The organism is Achromobacter mucicolens, from assembly GCF_029866465.1.
GTDB classification, from domain to species: Bacteria; Pseudomonadota; Gammaproteobacteria; order Burkholderiales; family Burkholderiaceae_B; genus Achromobacter; species Achromobacter mucicolens.
The window spans coordinates 1,711,046-1,725,895 of sequence record NZ_CP123364.1 but is presented as its reverse complement, the minus strand read 5'-3'; the positions used below and the strand labels follow the sequence as shown (position 1 = coordinate 1,725,895).

Genomic DNA, 14,850 nt, shown 5'->3' with positions numbered 1-14,850 from the left:
CCCGCCATTATAAATTTCTGGCGGACTTCGCGCGCGCGCCCCCTGCCCGGCCCGCCTCGGCTGTCCTACAGCAGCTTGCCCGGGTTCATGAGCTGGTTGGGATCGAGCGCCCGCTTGATCATCAGCATCAGGTCCATTTCGACCGGGGATTTGTAGCGGCGCAGCTCGTCGCGCCGCAACTGGCCCACGCCATGCTCGGCGCTGATGCTGCCCCCGCGCTGCGCCACCAGGTCATGCACGCGCCGGTTCAGCGCGGCGGTCAGCCGGGCATACTCGGCCGGCGCCACGTCCAGCGGCAGCAGCACGTTGTAATGCAGGTTGCCATCGCCGATGTGGCCGAAGTTGATGATGGGCAGCCCCGGAAAATCCGAGACCAGCGCCAGATCCGCTTCCTCCACAAACGCCGCCAGGCGCGAGATCGGCAGCGCGATGTCGTGCTTGACCGCCTTGCCCGCACGCACCTGCGCCTGCGAGATGCCCTCGCGCAGGCGCCACAGGGTCTGCACCTGCGTGTCGTTCATGGCGACGACGCAATCCTGGATGACGCCGGCCTCCAGCGCCGCCCCCAACGCGGCTTCCAGCAAAGCCGGCAGGCCGGCCGGTTCCGTGTCGGACAGTTCCACCAAGGCGTAATACGCGTGACGGCCGGCGAGCGGGCTGGCCGCGCCGCTGACGTGCGCCACCACCAGATCCAGGCAGCGCGCCGACATCATCTCGAACGCGGTCAGCCGTTCGCCGCAGACGCTCTGCAGGCGGCTCAGCAACCCCACGACCTGGGCGGGCGTCTCGGCCCCCACCCAGGCCGCCACGCGGCCCGCCGGCGCGGGATACAGCTTGAGCACCGCGCCGGTGATGATGCCCAGCGTGCCCTCCGAGCCGATGAACAGGCTTTTCAGGTCGTAGCCGGTGTTGTCCTTGCGCAGCCCGCGCAGGCCGTTCCAGACCCGGCCGTCCGGCAGCACCACCTCCAGTCCCAGCGCCAGGTCGCGCGTGTTGCCATAGCGCAGCACCGCGGTGCCGCCGGCATTGGTGGCCAGATTGCCGCCGATGGTGCAGCTGCCCTCCGCGCCCAGGCTAAGCGGAAAGAAGCGGCCCGCCTCGCGAGCGGCCGCCTGCACGTCGGCCAGCAGCACGCCGGCGTCGGCGCACAAGGTGTTGTTGACCGGGTCCACCTCGCGGATGCGCTTCATCCGGTTCAGGCTCAGGATCACTTGCGCGCCGCTGCCATCCGGCGTGGCGCCGCCGCTCATCCCGGTATTGCCGCCCTGCGGCACCACCGGCGTGCGGGTCTGGTGACACAGCCGCATGACCGCGGACACCTCCGTGGCGTTGCGCGGCCGCACCACCACGGGCGTGCTGCCCTGCCACTTGCCCAGCCAGTCGCGCACGTAGGGCGCCTGGCCGTCGGCATCCAGCACCAGTCCGCCATCGCCCACCAGATGCGACAGCCGCTCGATCAGTTCATGGTTGCGCATGGTGGCCTCAGGCGCCGTGCCAGTTCAGGCGGATGCGGCCGATCGCCATCGCCGCGGCAGCCTGGGTCGGCTCGACCACGGGCAGGCCCAGCTCGGCCTGCAACCAGCCCCGATAGGCGGCCATGCCCGCGCAGCCCAGCACCAGCACGTCGGCCTGATGTTCGTCGCGCAGCCGCGCGCCGACATGCAGCAGGCGCTCGCGCGTGCGGGCTTCGTCGGACAGTTCCACCACGCCCAGATCCAGCGGCAGCTCGGCCGCCACGCGGCCGGCCAGGCCGATTGCGCCGAACATCCGCCCGTGACGCGGCAGCGACTGGCGCAGGATCGCGATCACGCCAACGCGCTGGCCCAGCGTCAGGGCGGTCAGCATGCCGCATTCGCTGATGCCCAGCACCGGCTTGCGGGTGGCTTCTCGCACGGCATGCAGGCCCGGATCGCTGAAGCAGGCTATGACGTAGCCGGCGGCGGCGGCGCCGTGGTCGGCGTCCAGCTTGCGCACCAGGGCGGCCAGCGGCAGGGTCACGCTTTCGACGTCCAGCTGGGTCTGCACGCCTGCGGGGCCCTCGGCCAGCGTCAGGCACCGGATGCGCGGACCACCGGCCATGCGCAGCGGTTCCAGCGCCGCGTCGAACGCGTCCGTCACGGCCTGCGTGGAGTTGGGATTGATCACAAACAGGGTCTGTTCCATTCGTCCGTCCTGGTGTTGGCGACGCGCGGGCGCGGTCCGGGGCAAGGTACGGCGCCAGTCTAGCCGCGCACGGCCTGAGCATGTATTGTCAATTTGTGCGCTGCCCTTAACCCTTTGTTATGCTCGTCGCGTCAATTCGGAGCGGGCGCGCCATGCAACTGAATCTGCGGCAAATCGAAGTCTTCCGGGCGGTGATGACCACGGGCTCGATCAGCGGGGCGGCCAAGCTGCTGTTCGTCTCGCAGCCTGCGGTCAGCCGGCTGCTGTCGCACACGGAACAGCGCCTGGGCTTCGCGCTGTTCGAACGCATCAAGGGCAGGCTCTATCCCACGCCCGAATCCCGGCAACTCTTTCGCGAAGTGGAAACCGTCTATGCGGGCGTGCGCCGCGTGGGCGAGCTGGCCTCGGAACTGTCGGAGCGGCGCAGCGGCATCCTGCACCTGGTGTCCAGCCCCAGCATCGGCCACATGCTCGTGCCGCTGACGATCTCGCGCTTTCGCGAAACGCATCCGGACGTCAAGATCACCTTCCAGCCGCTTACGCAGCAGCCCCTCACGCAGATGCTGCTGGACAACCGCGCCGAACTGGGCGTCGTGATCCTGCCGGTCCAGCACCCCAACCTGCTGACCCAGCCGATCGGGCAGGCCAGGCTCGTCTGCATCTGCCCCTACAACCATCCGCTTGCCCATCGCTCGCTGCTGTCGATCGGCGACCTGCTGCCCTACCCGCTGATTTCCTACGGCGGCGACACGCCGTTCGGGATGCTGGTCGAGCAGATGTACCACGAGGCCGGCCAGACCCGCCGGCTTGCTGTCGAAGTGAGCTCGCCGCAGAACGCGTGCTCGCTGGTGCAGGCTGGCGCGGGCATCGCGATCGTCGATGAATTTTCGGTCAAGAGCCGCACGCAAGGCGACTTCGTGGTGCGTCCGATCGACCAGGCCAAGATCCTCACGGCGAGCCTGGTGCAGTCACGATTCGAGCCCCTGTCGCAGCTTGCGCAAGCCTTCGTGGACGTGCTGCGCCACACGCTGCAGGAGCAGGGTTTCGAGCTGTCGGCGCAGGTCCAGGCAAACCCTGCCAAGGGTAAACCTTGACTTAACCGGCTGTTATACCAAGGCAATAAAAAAGCAAGTGGAGTTCTAAAAGTTCCGCTTTAGGATGACATCGAAACGTCGTTCCCGATTTCGGTTTTCACGCATCCTGACGGAGAAAAGATGGCAGCCTCCATCGACGCCAAAGGCGTCTTCACCATTTGCCCCACGCCCTTTGACGATGCCCTGCGCGTCGATGCCGACAGCATCCGGACGCTGGTCGACTTCCTGCTGGAAACCGGCGTCACCGGCCTGGCCATCCTCGGGTTTCTCGGCGAGCTTCACAAGCTGTCGAACGCCGAGCGCAGGCTGGTCCTGGAAACCTTCGTCAAGCACACGAATGGCCGCGTGCCGGTGTGGGTCGGCGTGCGCGCCCACGGCATTGCCGGCGCCATCGAGCAGGCCCGCGAAGCTCAGGAACTGGGCGCCTCGGCCGTGTTCGCCGCCCCCCTGGACAACGCCAGCGATGCGCTGCTGTTCGACTATTACAAGGCGGTGGCGGACGCCGTGAAGATCCCGGTCGTGATCCACGACTTTCCGGATTCCTTCGGCACCGAGATCCGGCCCGAGGTGGTGGCGCGCCTGGGCCGCGAAGGCGGCGTGCACATGATCAAGATGGAAGAGCCGCCGGTGGGCCAGAAGATCAGCCGCATCCGCGAACTGGTGCCCGACGCGGAGATGGCGATCTTCGGCGGATTGGGCGGCGTGTACTTCCTGGAGGAATTGCAGCGCGGCGCGGTCGGCACCATGACCGGCTTTGCGTTTCCGGAGATCCTCGTCGCCATCTACGAACGTTACGCCAGCGGCGACCACGCCGGCGCCGCCGCGATCTTCGACCGCTACTGCCCGCTGATCCGCTACGAGTTCCAGCCCAAGATCGGACTGGCGCTGCGCAAATACGTGTACCAGCGCCGCGGCGCCATCAAGAGTCATGCGTTGCGCGCACCGGGGATGCGCATCGATCCGGTGACCGCGGCCGAACTGGAAGCCACGGTCGCGCGCGTCGGATTGTCCCTGGCCGCCACCGGCCGCCAACCCGTGCAAGGCTGAAAAGGAGCGCACGCATGGATCTGGGCATCAAGGGAAAGCACGCGCTGGTGTGCGCATCGAGCAAGGGTCTGGGCTACGCCTGCGCGCTATCGCTGGCGCGCGAAGGCGTGAATCTGGTGATGGCCGCGCGCACCGCGGCCACGCTGGACGCCGCGGCTGACGCCATCCGCCGCGAAACGGGCGCCTCGGTCGTCACGGTGGCCGCCGACGTCACCACCGAGGCCGGAAGACAGGCGCTGCTTGCGGCGTGCCCCGAGCCCGACATCCTGGTCACCAACGCGGGCGGGCCCAAGCCGGGCGACTTCCGAGAATGGTCGCGCGAGGACTGGATTGCGGCGCTGGACGCCAACATGCTGACGCCGATCGCGCTGATCCGCGCGACGGTGGACGGCATGATCGCGCGCCGCTTCGGCCGCATCGTGAACATCACGTCGGCCGCCGTGAAAATGCCCATCGACATCCTGGGCCTGTCCAACGGCGCGCGCGCCGGGCTGACCGGATTTGTCGCGGGCCTGGCGCGCCAGACCGTGCGTCACGGCGTCACGATCAACAACCTGCTGCCCGGCCCGTTCCTGACGGACCGCCTGCGCCAGACGGCCGAGCGCGGCGCGCGCGACAGCGGCAAGACGGTGGACGACGTGCTGGCTGCGCGGCTGGCGGGCATCCCCGCGGGCCGCTATGGCGACCCCGCCGAGTTCGGCGACGCCTGCGCCTTCCTGTGCGGCGCGCGCGCCGGTTTCATGACGGGGCAGAACCTCGTGCTGGACGGCGGCATCTATCCCGGCACGCTCTGACCACACATTCGCCCGGAAATCCCTATCCATGACCGACACCGCAGCATTCGATCTGACGATCCGCAACGGCCGCATCAGCACGGCCGCCGACACCTTCCATGCCGACATCGGCGTGCGCGACGGCGTGATCGTCGCGCTGGGCCAGGGCCTGCCGCCGGGCGCGCGCGACATCGACGCCGCGGGCCGCTGGGTGCTGCCCGGCGGCATCGACAGCCACTGCCACGTCGAACAGCTGTCGGGCATGGGCATCATGTGCGCCGACGACTTCTACAGCGCAACCGTGTCCGCGGCGTTCGGCGGCACGACCACCATCATCCCCTTCGCGGCACAGCATCGCGGCAACGCGCTGCCTGAAGTCGTGGCCGACTACGCCCGCCGCGCCGAGGAAAAGGCCGTCATCGATTACGGCTTTCACCTGATTCTGTCCGATCCCACGGAACAGGCGCTCAAGCACGACCTGCCCGCGCTCATCAAGAACGGCATCACGTCTTTCAAGGTCTTCATGACCTACGACCGCCTGAAGCTGGACGACTACCAGCTGCTGGACGTGCTGGAGGTCGCCGACCGCGAGGGCGCGCTGGTCATGGTGCACGCCGAGAACAACGACATGATCCGCTGGGTGGCGCGCCGCCTGGCCGAACGCGGCATGACGGCGCCCAAGTATCACGCGGTGGCCCACACGCCGCTGGCCGAAAGCGAGGCGACGAACCGCGCCGTGACGCTGGCCCGAATGATGGATGTGCCGATCCTGATCGTGCACGTGGCCGGACTGGAAGCCGTGCGCGTGGTGCATTCGTCGCAGGCGCTGGGGCTGCCGATCCACGCCGAAAGCTGCCCGCAATACCTGTTCCTGACGGCCGACGACATCGACGCGCCGGGACTGGAAGGCGCCAAGTTCTGCTGCAGCCCGCCCCCGCGGGATGCTGCCTCGCAAGAGGCCGTCTGGCAGGGCCTGGCCGACGGCACGCTGCAGATCTATTCGTCCGACCACGCGCCCTACCGCTTCGATGCCAGCGGCAAGCTGCCCAAGGGCGAGGCCACCACCTTCAAGGACGTGGCCAATGGCGTGCCGGGACTGGAAGTGCGCATGCCGCTGCTGTTCTCCGAAGGCGTGCTGGGCGGGCGCATTTCCATCGAACGCTTCGTCGCGCTGACCGCGGCCAATCACGCCCGCACCTACGGCCTGTATCCGCAGAAAGGCACGATCGCCGTGGGCGCGGACGCCGACATCGCCATCTGGAACCCGGAACGCGAAGTGACGATCTCCGCGTCCATGCTGCACGACAACGTCGGCTACACGCCCTACGAGGGCCGGACGGTGCGCGGCTGGCCCGAAGTGGTCATCAGCCGCGGCCGCATCGCCGTCGAGGACGGACAGTTGCACGTGGCGCGCGGCAGCGGCCGCTTCATCAAGCGCGGCACGCCGGAACCGGTGCTGCGTCAGCGACTGACCGGCAATCCCAACGCGCTGGTGCGCAAATACTTTTCGGCCGATAGCGCCGCCTGAGTCACTGAGCAAAGGATCACGGCATGAGCAAACGTCCCTTCGGCCTGGCGGTCGCGCAGATGGGTCCGGTGCAACCCGAAGAGACCCGGCGGCAGGCGGTGGCCCGCCTGCTTGAGATGATGCGCGAGGCGCACGGACGCGGCGCGCGCATGGTGGTGTTTCCGGAACTGGCGCTGACCACTTTCTTTCCGCGCTACTGGATGACCGAAGAAGAGGCGATGGCGCGCTATTTCGAAAAGGAGATGCCCGGCCCCGAGACCCGCGTGCTGTTCGACACCGCCCGGGAACTGGGCATCGGGTTTTATCTGGGCTATGCGGAAATCGCCTCGGACGGCCGGCGCTACAACACCAGCATCCTGGTCGACGCCAACGCTCGCATCGTCGGACGCTACCGCAAGATCCATCTGCCGGGCCACAGCGACCACAAGCCCGAGGCGCCCTTCCAGCACCTGGAAAAGAAGTTCTTCGAAGTCGGCAACGACGGCTTCAACGTCTGGGAAACGCTGGGCACGCGCATCGGCATGTGCCTGTGCAACGACCGCCGCTGGACGGAGACCTGGCGCGTGCTCGCGCTGCAGGGCGCCGAAATCGTGGCGCTGGGATACAACACGCCGTCATTGAACATCCACTGGAACGAACCGGTCCACTTGCGCATGTTCCACCACCTGCTCAGTCTGCAGGCGGCCGCGTATCAGAACGCGGTCTGGGTGGCTGCCGCAGGCAAGGCCGGCAACGAGGACGGCAGCCACCTGATCGCCGGATCGGCCATCGTCGCGCCCACGGGCGAGATCGTGGCGCAGGCGCAGGGGGAGGAGGACGAGGTGATTTTCTGCCAGGCCGATCTGGCGCTGGGAGACACCTTCAAGCAGCACATCTTCAACTTCGCCGCCCACCGGCGTCCGGAACACTACGGCTTGATCCTTGAGCGCGTGGGAACCGGACCCGCCCTGGGCAAGACGCCTCTTCCCTAAAGGACCTGCCATGACCCGCCTTCTCCGCACCCTGACTTTTGCCGGCCGCTGCGGCCTCACGTTGTGCCTGGCCGGCGCCAGCCTGGCCGCGGTTGCCGCCCAGCCGCTGACCACCGGCGTGGACGCCACGTTCGCCCCCCACGCCATGCCCAAGCTGGGCGGCGGCCTGGACGGCTTCAACATCGAACTCGGCCAAGCCATCGCCAAGCAGTTGGGCACGACGATCAAGATCGAGGGCACCGAATACGCGGCGCTGATTCCGGGGCTGAACGCCAAGAAGTACGACTTCGTGCTGGCGCCCACCACGGCCACCGAGGAACGCGCCCGCGCCCTGCTGTTTTCCGAAGGCTACCTGAACACGGACTATACCTTCGTGATCGGCAAGAACGGCAAGGAAATCAAGGGGCTGGATGACCTGAAGGGCCGCAAGCTGGCGGTCAACAAGGGGTCGGCCTACGAGAACTGGGCGCGCGACAACGCCGCCAAGTACGGTTTCACGTATGACGTGTACGCCTCCAACGCCGACGCTGTGCAGGCCGTGCAGGCCGGCCGCGCGGACGCCAACCTGGCGGGCAACACCGTGGCGGCGTGGGCGGCCAAGCAGAACCCGGCGGTGCGCACCAGCTACACGATCAAGACGGGCCTGGTGTGGGCGCTGGCGTTCCGGCTGGACGACCAGGCGGGCCGCGACCGCGTGTCGATGGCGCTCAAGTGCCTCAAGCAGGACGGCACGGTGTCCAAGCTGGCGCAGAAGTGGTTCGGCTTCACGCCTGCCCCGGGCTCCGCGGCGGTCACGGTGACGCCGGGCCAGGGCGTGCCGGACCTGCCGGGCTACGACGCCAAGCCGGTCGAGCTGCGCTGCAGCTGATTTTCCGGCGCACCGCCAACGACAGGGGGGAAGCCGCCACGCGGCCTCCCGCCCGCGCTTTGAGGAGCTTTCAATGGAAACGCCGATCCTGAAAATCGCCGGGCTGCACAAGTCCTATGGCGACAACGCGGTCCTGAAAGGGATCGACCTGGACGTGGGCAAGGGCGAGCTGGTCTTCATGATCGGCCCGTCCGGCTCGGGCAAGAGCAGCCTGTTGCGCTGCTGCAACCGGCTGGAGGAGCCGACAGCCGGCAGCATCCACGTCGACGGAGAGGAAATCACCGCCCCCGCCGCCGAGCTGAACCGCATCCGCCAGAACATCGGCATGGTGTTCCAGCACTTCAACCTGTACCGCCACATGTCCGTGCTGTCGAACATCACGCTGGCGCTGCGCAAGGTGCAGAAGCTGGCGCGTGCCGAGGCCGACCGCCGCGGCATGGAGGCGCTGGACCGCGTGGGGCTGGCCGACAAGGCAAAAGCCTATCCCGACCAGTTATCCGGCGGCCAGCAGCAGCGCGTGGGCATCGCGCGTTCGCTGGCGCTGCGGCCCAAGGTGGTGCTGTTCGACGAGCCGACCAGCGCGCTGGACCCGGAGCTGGTGGGCAGCGTGCTGAACGTGATGCGTGAACTCAAGCGCGACGGCATGACGATGATGGTGGTCAGCCACGAAATGGGCTTTGCCCGCGCGGCGGCCGACCGGGTCGTGTTCATGGACGGCGGGGTGATCGTCGAACAAGGCCCGCCGCAGGACGTCTTCGGCGCCCCCAGACAACCCCGCACGCAGGCCTTCCTGGCCAGCATGGCGGAACATGCCGCGTAACGCGGTTTGAAGAGTGCGCCATGGATCTGAATGCCCTGCTGTTCTCGTTCTTCAATGCGGAAGTCGCCTGGCGCTACCTGCCCGACATCCTGGCCGGCATGTGGGTCACGCTGCAACTGGGCGTGGCGGTGGCCGCGACAGGCGTGGCGCTCGGCCTCGTCCTGGCCGTGGTGCGCGCGCTGCGCATCCGGCCGGTGAATTTCCTGATCATCTGCTTTGCCGACATCCTGCGTGCGCTGCCGCCGCTGGTGGTGATCATGGTGCTGTTCTTCGCGTTCCCGTACATCAACCTCTCGATGTCGGCGTTCATGGCGTGCTGGCTGTCGCTGTCGCTGGTGCTGGCCGCTTTTGCCGAGGAAATCTTCTGGGCGGGCATCCTGTCCGTGCCGCGCGGCCAGGCCGAGGCGGCGCGCTCGACGGGGCTGAACTGGCTGCAGAGCATGGTGTATGTGGTGATGCCGCAGGCCATGCGGCTGACGGTCGCGCCGCTGACCAACCGCGTCATCGCCATCACCAAAAGCACCGCGCTGGGCTCTGTCGTGGGCTTGAGTGAAGTGCTCAACAACGCGCAATCGGCCAGCAGCAATGCGGGCAACGCCACGCCGCTGACCTTGGCCGCGGTGGCGTGCCTGCTGATCTTCCTGCCCGTGGTCGTGCTGGGGCGCTGGACCGAAACGCGCTTCAAGTGGAAGCACTGACAGGAAGCACTGACGGGAAGCACTGCGCGAACGCATCTTTACGAATACATACCGGGCGGGAAGCGAGGCTGATCACACCCGCCCGGCACAACAAGGGAGCCCGGAACGGGCCCCAGGGGAACCGCATGGACGAAATCCTGCAGAATTTCTTCAACCTGAACATCTATGTCAACGTCGCGCCTTACCTCTTGCAGGGCCTGGGCCGCACGCTGATGCTGTCGGCCATGGTGATCCCCGTGGGGCTGGCCTCGGGGCTGCTTATCGGGGTGCTGTCGGTCACGCTGAAGGCGCGCTGGTCGCGCGTGCTGCTGGCCATCTACATCGACTTCTTTCGCGCGCTGCCGCCGCTGGTGCTGCTGATCTTCATCTATTTCGGTGCGCCGTTCCTGGGGCTGGACCTGCCCAAATTGCTGGCGGTGGCCGTGGGCTTCATGCTGAACAACTCGTCCTACTACGGCGAGGTCTTTCGCGCCGGCCTGGAAAGCGTGCCGCGCGGCCAGATCGAGGCGGCGCGGTCCACCGGCCTGTCGGCCTGGCAAACGATGTGGCACGTTCAGATCCCGCAGGCCACGCGCAATGTCATGCCGGACCTCATCAGCAACACGCTCGAAGTGGTCAAGCTGACCACGCTGGCCAGCGCCGTGGCGCTGCCCGAGCTGCTTCGGGTGGCCCGCGACGCCCAGTCGCTGGTCTACAACCCGTCGCCCATCGTGCTGGCGGCGCTTTTCTACCTGGCGCTGCTGTGGCCGGTGGTGCGGCTGCTCAGCCGGCTGGAACACCGCCAGCTATCGCGGCATTGACGCGCGCCTTGCGGTCGGCTCGCCTGCCGGAACCGCAAAGCGCGACCACCTGTGGGGCGCCCGCAACAACGCCTGCCGCGCCCGCCGTGGGCGCGGCAGGCGCGAGCCCTATAATTCCGCCTAGCGCCGCCCCCGGGGCGGTGCTCTGCGCATGGCCCCTCGGCCCGCGCCGTCCCGCGACCCATAGGATCTTAAGCAACACACATCATGCCCGACCTGGAACCAGACACCGTCTCCGCCCTTGAAGCCCCTGAATTCGCCGCCGCGCAATTTGTGCGATGGTTCCGAGACGTGGCCCCCTACGTGCATGCGTTCCGAGGCAAGACCTTCGTGGTGGCGTTTGGCGGCGAACTGGTGCAGGCCGGCGCGCTGAACGCCCTGGTCCAGGATCTGTCCCTGCTCTCGTCGCTGGGCATCCGGCTGGTGCTGGTGCATGGCTCGCGGCCCCAGGTCAACGAGCAGCTGCGCCTGAAAGGCTACACGCAGCAGTTCGACCGGGGCCTGTCCCCCACCGACGCCGCCGCACTGGAATGCGCCAAGGAGGCCGCCGGCGAGATCCGCCTGGACATCGAGGCCGCGTTCAGCCAGGGGCTGCCCAACACGCCCATGTCGCACGCGCACATCCGCGTCATCTCCGGCAATTTCGTGACCGCGCGTCCGGCGGGCGTGCTGGATGGCGTGGACTACAAGCACACCGGCCAGGTGCGCAAGATCGACGTGGAAGCGCTGAAGTTCGCCATCGAGAAAGGCTCGTCGGTCGTGCTGCTGTCGCCGCTGGGTTTCTCGCCCACGGGCGATGCCTTCAATCTGGCGATGGAAGACCTGGCCACCAGCGTGGCCGTGGGACTGCGCGCCGAAAAACTGATCTTCCTGTCCAGCTCGCAAGGCGTGCTGAACGACGACGGCACGCTGGACACCGAACTGGCGCGTGTGGATGCCGACGCCCTGCTGGCGGCCGGCGAGCTGGACGAAGAGACCCATTCCTTCCTGCAATACGCCTCGCTCGCGGTCAAGCGCGGCGTGGCGCGCGCCCACCTGCTGCCGTTCCAACTGGACGGCAGCGTGCTGCTCGAGATCTTCACCCACGACGGCGTGGGCACCATGGTCGTCGAGGACACGCTGGACGACCTGCGCCCGGCCACCATCGACGACGTGGGCGCCATCCTCAGCCTCATCGAGCCGCTGGAAGCCGACGGCACGCTGGTGCCGCGCCCGCGCAGCGTGGTCGAGCGCGACGTCGAAAACTTCACCGTGCTGGAGCACGACGGCGTCATCTACGGCTGCGCGGCGCTGCATGACTTTCACGAGGAGCAGATGGCCGAAATGGCCTGCCTGATCGTGCACCCGGAATGGCAAGGGTCGGGCGAAGGCGAAATCCTGCTGCGCCACATGGAGTCGCGCGCCCGCGCGCTGGGCGCCAAGCGGCTGTTCGTGCTGACCACCCGCACCTCGCACTGGTTCATCAAGCGCGGTTTCGTGCAGGGCGGCATCACCGACCTGCCCCGCGAAAAGCAGACCAACTACAACCGTTCCCGCAACAGCCTGGTCTTCATCAAGAAGCTCTAAGACCGGCCTGCGGGGCCATTGCACCGCCAGCGGAAGGGGCTTGGCGCCCGACGCACGCCAAGCCCGCTAAAATGACGCGTTATTCATTTTTCCGGCAGCGAACCATGGCCCGTATCGTCAACTGTGTGAAACTGAAGCGTGAAGCCGAAGGACTGGACTACCCGCCCTATCCCGGTGAACTCGGCACCCGCATCTGGCAAAGCATTTCCAAGGAAGCCTGGGAAGACTGGAAAGGCGTGCAGACCCGCCTGGTGAACGAAAACCGCCTGAACCTGGCCGACGCCCGCGCACGCAAGTACCTGCAGCAGCAAATGGAACGCTATCTTTTCGAAGACGGCAGCGTCGAAGCCGACGGCTACGTTCCGCCCTCGGCCTGATCCGGCCCGCCCCCGCCGCGCCCACAGGCGCGGCTTGGCAAAGCCCCTCGCATGCGAGGGGCTTTGTTTTTGCGGCACGCCGGCATCCGTCCTGCCCGAGTGTCTTCCGAGCGTCAATCGCACACCGGCCAAGGCCTTAAGATTCAAAGAATGCCGACCGTATTAAAGCTGTCATGAAAGAAGAATCGCGCCCGCCCATCAGTCCCGACCCGTCCCCTGTCATCGCGCGTGCCTTGCAGATCGAACCCGACCGCAAGACCGGCACACTGAAAGATGTACGCCACGTCGTGATCCTGATGCAGGAAAACCGGTCCTTCGACCATTACTTCGGCACGCTGCCCGGCGTGCGCGGGTTCGCGGATCCGCATCCCGCGCCCACCCGCGCGGGCACGGTGATGACGCAGACCGATGGCCAGGCGCGATGCCGCCCCTACGATCTGCAGGCTGAGGTTCCCAGCGACAAGCCCGTCGGCTACATCACGCCGCATACCTGGGACGACTCGCAGCGCGCCTGGAACGACGGCCGCATGGACCAATGGCTGTCCGCCAAGAGCCGGCTGGGGCTGGGCGTCTACCGCAGCGCCGACGTGCCGTTTCAGACCGCCCTGGCCAACGCCTTCACGCTGTGCGATGCCTATCACTGCTCGATCCAGGCAGGCACCAATCCGAACCGGCTGTTCCTGTGGACCGGGACGAACGATCCGCTGGGCGCGGCCGGCGGACCCGCGCTGGTCAACACCTTTGACCGGCTGGGCCCCGCGGGCGAAGGCTACGCCTGGACCACGTACCCCGAGCGTCTGCAGGACGCGGGCGTGGACTGGCGCATCTACCAGGACATGGCGGACAACTACAACGACAATCCGCTCGCGGGATTCCGGCAGTACCGGCGGCAACACGAGGGCAGCGCCGGGGACGCGCCGCTGCGCGACCGCGCGCTGGCCACCCGCACGCTGGACGACCTGGCGCGCGATGTAGCGCAGGGCACGCTGCCCGCCGTCTCGTGGATCATCGCGCCCACGGCCGACTCGGAGCATCCCGAAGTTTCCTCGCCCCGGCGAGGCGGCGCCTATACCGAGCGGGTGCTGGACATCCTGACGTCCAGTTCCGACACCTGGAGCCGGTGCGTGCTGTTCGTCACCTACGACGAAAACGATTGCTTCTTCGACCACATGCCCCCGCCCGCGCCGCCAGCGCGACATCCGGACGGCGAGTCGGGCGGCCTGTCGACCGTGGAGCTGGACGGCGAATACCACGACGCGCGGCAGGGTCCCAGCGCGTCCACGGCCGACGATCCGGCGGGCATGCACGGGCGCGCCTTCGGCCTGGGGCCGCGCGTGCCGATGCTGGTGGTATCGCCCTGGAGCCGCGGCGGATGGGTCAATTCGCAGGTGTTCGACCACACCTCGGTCATCCGATTTCTGGAAATGCGGTTCGGCGTGGCCGAACCCAACATCAGCGCCTGGCGCCGCGCGGTGGCCGGCGACCTGACGACGGCATTCGATTTCGCTGGCGACCGGAATTCGCATCACCCGGACAGCAACCGCCACACCTGTCCCCTGCCCTACACGCTGGAGGCCGTGGGCCAGATGGCGGCCGACGGCGAACACTACCGCCTGACGCTGCGCAATCCGGGCAGCGCGGGCGCCGTGTTGCACGTGTACGATCGGCTCGCGCTGGCGCGCGCGCCCCGGCGCTACACGGTCGGTGCGGGCGCGCGCCTGGACGACGGCTGGAAGCTGGGCGCGGACCGCAGGTACGACCTCTGGCTATTGGGGCCGGACGGCTTTCACCGGCAGTTCCGCGGCGATGCGCGCGATGCGGGCACGCTGGAAGCGCAACTGGTGCCCGTCACCTCGGGCCTGCGCCTGCGGCTCGTGAACCAGGGCGACGCGCCCCAACCGGTGCGGGTGGAATCGCAGATGAACGATGGCTGGCGCGCGATGGCGCACGTACCCGCGGGCGGCGCGGTCGAACTCAAGTATGCGGGTTGCGAGGGCTGGTACGACCTGGAGGTCAGTGCGCCGGCCATGCCGGTCTTTGGACGCCGGCTGGCGGGCCGCATCGACGGCGGCAAGCCGGGTGTGCCGGATCCCCGGCTGTGCCAGGGAGCGGCGCTGCCGCTGTGAAGCGGCAGCCGGTCTTGCC

The 14,850-nt window shown here is 67.6% G+C and carries 14 protein-coding genes; 12 read left to right on the top strand and 2 right to left on the bottom strand.

What is annotated here, in order from left to right; all coding sequences use genetic code 11:
• Window positions 1-65 precede the first annotated feature (65 nt).
• Together QEP15_RS07905 and QEP15_RS07900 are read right to left on the bottom strand one after the other, a co-directional pair.
• Entirely contained in the window at window positions 66-1,475 is a 1,410-nt protein-coding gene (locus tag QEP15_RS07905) for an FAD-binding oxidoreductase (protein WP_142049791.1), read from the bottom strand.
• A 7-nt stretch (window positions 1,476-1,482) separates the two neighbouring features.
• Window positions 1,483-2,163: an aspartate/glutamate racemase family protein gene (locus QEP15_RS07900; protein WP_056320180.1), complete on the bottom strand. Its 681-nt coding sequence runs from the start codon at window positions 2,161-2,163 to the stop codon at window positions 1,483-1,485.
• Window positions 2,164-2,315: 152 nt separating this feature from the next.
• Between QEP15_RS07900 and QEP15_RS07895 the strand changes: the two genes are divergently transcribed.
• The 12 genes from QEP15_RS07895 to QEP15_RS07840 all read left to right on the top strand — a co-directional run bounded on the left by QEP15_RS07895 (window position 2,316) and on the right by QEP15_RS07840 (window position 14,831).
• Window positions 2,316-3,257 (top strand): LysR substrate-binding domain-containing protein, encoded by a 942-nt coding sequence (locus QEP15_RS07895; protein ID WP_056320178.1) that lies wholly within the window; start codon window positions 2,316-2,318, stop codon window positions 3,255-3,257.
• A gap of 120 nt (window positions 3,258-3,377) precedes the next feature.
• A complete protein-coding gene (locus QEP15_RS07890; protein WP_152383878.1) occupies window positions 3,378-4,304 on the top strand; it encodes a dihydrodipicolinate synthase family protein in 927 nt (308 codons plus the stop codon).
• A 14-nt stretch (window positions 4,305-4,318) separates the two neighbouring features.
• Window positions 4,319-5,098, top strand: a complete 780-nt coding sequence (locus QEP15_RS07885; RefSeq protein WP_056320173.1) for an SDR family oxidoreductase — start codon at window positions 4,319-4,321, stop codon at window positions 5,096-5,098.
• Between the two features lie 28 nt (window positions 5,099-5,126).
• Window positions 5,127-6,605 (top strand): dihydropyrimidinase, encoded by a 1,479-nt coding sequence (hydA, locus tag QEP15_RS07880; protein WP_152383877.1) that lies wholly within the window; start codon window positions 5,127-5,129, stop codon window positions 6,603-6,605.
• Between the two features lie 23 nt (window positions 6,606-6,628).
• Window positions 6,629-7,576 carry an N-carbamoyl-D-amino-acid hydrolase gene (locus tag QEP15_RS07875; protein WP_280148621.1) on the top strand — a complete coding sequence of 316 codons (948 nt, stop codon included), beginning with the start codon at window positions 6,629-6,631 and terminating at the stop codon, window positions 7,574-7,576.
• 10 nt (window positions 7,577-7,586) lie between these two features.
• Window positions 7,587-8,444 carry a transporter substrate-binding domain-containing protein gene (locus tag QEP15_RS07870; RefSeq protein ID WP_062838416.1) on the top strand — a complete coding sequence of 286 codons (858 nt, stop codon included), beginning with the start codon at window positions 7,587-7,589 and terminating at the stop codon, window positions 8,442-8,444.
• A 73-nt stretch (window positions 8,445-8,517) separates the two neighbouring features.
• Window positions 8,518-9,264 (top strand): amino acid ABC transporter ATP-binding protein, encoded by a 747-nt coding sequence (locus tag QEP15_RS07865; RefSeq protein ID WP_056320163.1) that lies wholly within the window; start codon window positions 8,518-8,520, stop codon window positions 9,262-9,264.
• 20 nt (window positions 9,265-9,284) lie between these two features.
• Entirely contained in the window at window positions 9,285-9,962 is a 678-nt protein-coding gene (locus QEP15_RS07860) for an amino acid ABC transporter permease (protein WP_062838417.1), read from the top strand.
• Window positions 9,963-10,087: 125 nt separating this feature from the next.
• Entirely contained in the window at window positions 10,088-10,762 is a 675-nt protein-coding gene (locus QEP15_RS07855) for an amino acid ABC transporter permease (protein ID WP_056320158.1), read from the top strand.
• Window positions 10,763-10,969: 207 nt separating this feature from the next.
• On the top strand, window positions 10,970-12,328 hold the full coding sequence (argA, locus tag QEP15_RS07850) for an amino-acid N-acetyltransferase (RefSeq protein WP_056320155.1): 1,359 nt from the start codon (window positions 10,970-10,972) through the stop codon (window positions 12,326-12,328).
• Window positions 12,329-12,432: 104 nt separating this feature from the next.
• The gene (locus QEP15_RS07845) at window positions 12,433-12,705 is read left to right on the top strand and encodes an oxidative damage protection protein (protein WP_056320154.1); all 273 of its coding nucleotides are present in this window, start codon (window positions 12,433-12,435) and stop codon (window positions 12,703-12,705) included.
• Window positions 12,706-12,878: 173 nt separating this feature from the next.
• Complete coding sequence (locus tag QEP15_RS07840) at window positions 12,879-14,831, top strand: phosphocholine-specific phospholipase C (RefSeq protein WP_280148620.1); 1,953 nt, start codon at window positions 12,879-12,881, stop codon at window positions 14,829-14,831.
• The last annotated feature ends 19 nt before the right edge of the window (window positions 14,832-14,850 follow it).